The sequence below is a fragment of the Azospirillum sp. genome, from assembly GCF_035627195.1.
Lineage (GTDB): Bacteria > Pseudomonadota > Alphaproteobacteria > Azospirillales > Azospirillaceae > Azospirillum.
Genome location: NZ_DASPMG010000297.1, coordinates 1 through 2,669, shown reverse-complemented (window position 1 = coordinate 2,669; position 2,669 = coordinate 1). Strand labels below are relative to the sequence as shown.

The 2,669-nt window shown below is 68.6% G+C and carries 4 protein-coding genes; 3 read left to right on the top strand and 1 reads right to left on the bottom strand.

The features are described 5' to 3' along the window. The 3 genes from VED21_RS27140 to VED21_RS27130 form a co-directional block, all read left to right on the top strand. A partial coding sequence (locus tag VED21_RS27140; RefSeq protein WP_324887960.1) for a GGDEF domain-containing protein occupies positions 1–261 on the top strand: 261 nt, incomplete at its 5' end. A gap of 196 nt (positions 262–457) precedes the next feature. Next, positions 458–871, top strand: a complete 414-nt coding sequence (locus tag VED21_RS27135) for a response regulator (protein WP_324887958.1) — start codon at positions 458–460, stop codon at positions 869–871. A gap of 35 nt (positions 872–906) precedes the next feature. Beyond that, entirely contained in the window at positions 907–2,319 is a 1,413-nt protein-coding gene (locus VED21_RS27130) for a PleD family two-component system response regulator (RefSeq protein WP_324887956.1), read from the top strand. 32 nt (positions 2,320–2,351) lie between these two features. Here VED21_RS27130 and VED21_RS27125 read toward each other — a convergent pair. Next, the coding region (locus tag VED21_RS27125) for a GGDEF domain-containing protein (protein WP_324887954.1) at positions 2,352–2,669 on the bottom strand (318 nt) is incomplete at its 5' end.

The window sequence follows — 2,669 nt, the reverse complement described above, 5'->3', positions numbered from 1 at the left end:
GTTGCCCGCCTGGGCGGCGACGAGTTCGCCGTGCTGCTGACCAACACCGACGCCGCGACCGGCGTCGCCCGCGCAGCGCAGCTGGCCAAGGCGGCCAACCGGGAGACCGTCACCTGGAACGGCGCCACGCTGCCCATCCGCTTCTCCATCGGCACGCAGCCCTACGGCCCGGCCGACCACGAGGAGGAGGTGATCCGGAAGGCGGACGTGAAAATGTACGGCGACAAGGGCAAGCGCCGCCGCAAGCGCCGCGCCGCCTGAACGGCCCCGGGCTTTGTTGCCCGCCGTTGCGGATAGTGTACGAAAGTACTGGGTCAATTGGTTGTCACACCTATGGTAACGACAATTTAACCGTCGCCACCTAAGAAAAAAGGAGGTACACCGGGCCGTTGGCGCGCCGCGAATAGGGGCGGTTGCCACGACCAAATCGGGCCGCACGGCCCGGAGGAGCGTGTTGATGTCTTCGCAGGCGAACGGCCCCGCGGGCGCGGCGGAGGCGGACAAGGCCCCCAAGCGGGTGCTCATTGTCGAGGACAATGAGCTCAACATGAAGCTCTTCCACGATCTTCTCGAGGCCCACGGCTATTCCACGTTGCAGACCCGCGACGGCATGGAGGCGCTGAAGCTGGCGCGGCTGCATCGCCCGGACCTCATCCTCATGGACATCCAGCTTCCCGAGGTGTCGGGCCTGGAGGTCACCAAATGGATCAAGGAGGACGAGGAGCTGAAGGCGATCCCCGTCATCGCCGTCACCGCCTTCGCCATGAAGGGTGACGAGGAAAAGATCCGCGAGGGCGGCTGCGAGGACTACATCGCCAAGCCGATCTCGGTGACCAAGTTCCTCGAATCCGTGCAGAAGTTCCTCTCATAAGCCGCCGCAGAAGCCACCGGAAAGCATAAAGCCCCATGTCCGCGCGCGTCCTCGTCGTCGACGATGTCCTGCCCAACGTGAAGCTGCTGGCGGCCAAGCTGACGCGCGAGTATTTCGACGTCATCACCGCCTACAACGGTCCCGAGGCGCTGGAGCTGGTCAAGCGGGAGTCGCCGGACATAGTGCTGCTCGACGTCATGATGCCGGGCATGGACGGGTTCGAGGTGTGCGAGAAGATCCGCTCCGACCCCGCCACCATGCACATCCCGGTGGTGATGGTGACGGCGCTGTCCGACGTGGCCGACCGCGTGCGCGGGCTGGAGGCCGGGGCCGACGACTTCCTGACCAAGCCGGTGAACGACATCGCGCTGTTCGCGCGCGTGCGCTCGCTGGTGCGGCTCAAGATGATGATGGACGAGTGGCGCCTGCGCGAGAGCACGTCCGGCCAGTTCGGCGTGATCGAGCCGGCCGGCACGCTGCTGAGCGAGGCGGCCGACAAGGCGCGCGTCCTGGTGCTGGAGGACTCCGTCCTCGACCTGGAGAAGATCACCGAGACGCTGAAGCGCGACGGCGACCACGTCATCCCGGCCGAGACCTGCGCCAAGGCGCTGGAGCGGGCGCTGAACGACGACCTGGACATGGTGATCGTCAGCCTGACCCTGCTGAACGAGGACGGGCTGCGCCTGTGCTCGCAGCTGCGCTCGCACGAGCGCACGCGGCAGGTGCCGATCCTGCTGGTGGTCGACGAGGGCGACCTGAACCGCGTCGCCAAGGGCCTGGAGCTGGGCGCCAACGACTACGTCATCAAGCCGATCGACCGCAACGAGCTGCTGGCCCGCGTGCGCACGCAGATCCGCCGCAAGCGCTACCAGGAGCGGCTGCGCGCGAACTACGAGCACAGCCTGTCGATGGCGCTGACCGACAGCCTGACCGGCGTGTTCAACCGCCGCTACGTCAACGCGCACCTGCCCCGCCTGCTCGACCGCGCCATCGACAACCACAAGCCGGTGTCGGTGCTGATGTTCGACATCGACCACTTCAAGGACGTCAACGACACCTGGGGCCACGACGTCGGCGACGACGTGCTGAAGGAGGTGGCGAGCCGCGCCAGCCGCAACCTGCGCACCTTCGATCTGGTGGCCCGCCTGGGCGGCGAGGAGTTCGTCGTCATCCTGCCCGACACCGACGACGAGGCGGCCCGCATCGTGGCCGAGCGGCTGCGCACCCGCATCGCCGACGCGCCCTTCGCGGTGTCGGCGCCGGTGGGGGAGATCGCGGTGACGGTGTCGGTGGGCGTGGCCGTCGGCGGGCGCCTGGGCGACACGGCCGACAACCTCATCAAGCGCGCCGACGCGGCGCTCTACCAGGCCAAGCGGTCGGGCCGCAACTGCGTGGTCGCCGACCCCCGCGGCGAGGTCAACGAGTTCCGCGTCACCCCGGCGCACTGACGCGGCCCATTAAGGTGGCAGGGGGGGCGCCCTCACTCCGCGCACATCTCCGCCGCCGCCGGAAAATCCACCACGCGGTTGCGGCCCGACCGCTTGGCGGCGTAGAGCGCGCGGTCGGCGTGCGACAGCGCCGGGTCGGGCGTGCGCTCGCCCGCCTCGATTTCCGACACGCCGATGCTCACGGTGACGCACAGCTCCGGCGGCACGCCGTCGCCGTGCAGGTTCTCGGCTTCGGCGCGCAGGCGTTCGGCGACGGTCATGGCCTGCGCGCGATTGGCCTCCGGCAGCAGGACGGCGAATTCCTCGCCGCCGAAGCGGGCGACGAGGTCCTGCGGGCGCAGCACGCCGCG

Excerpts from the sequence above, each read along its gene's own strand:
- VED21_RS27130 (WP_324887956.1), top strand. The coding sequence starts at position 907 with ATGTCCGCGCGCGTCCTCGTCGTCGACGATGTCCTGCCCAACGTGAAG.
- VED21_RS27135 (WP_324887958.1), top strand. The coding sequence starts at position 458 with ATGTCTTCGCAGGCGAACGGCCCCGCGGGCGCGGCGGAGGCGGACAAG.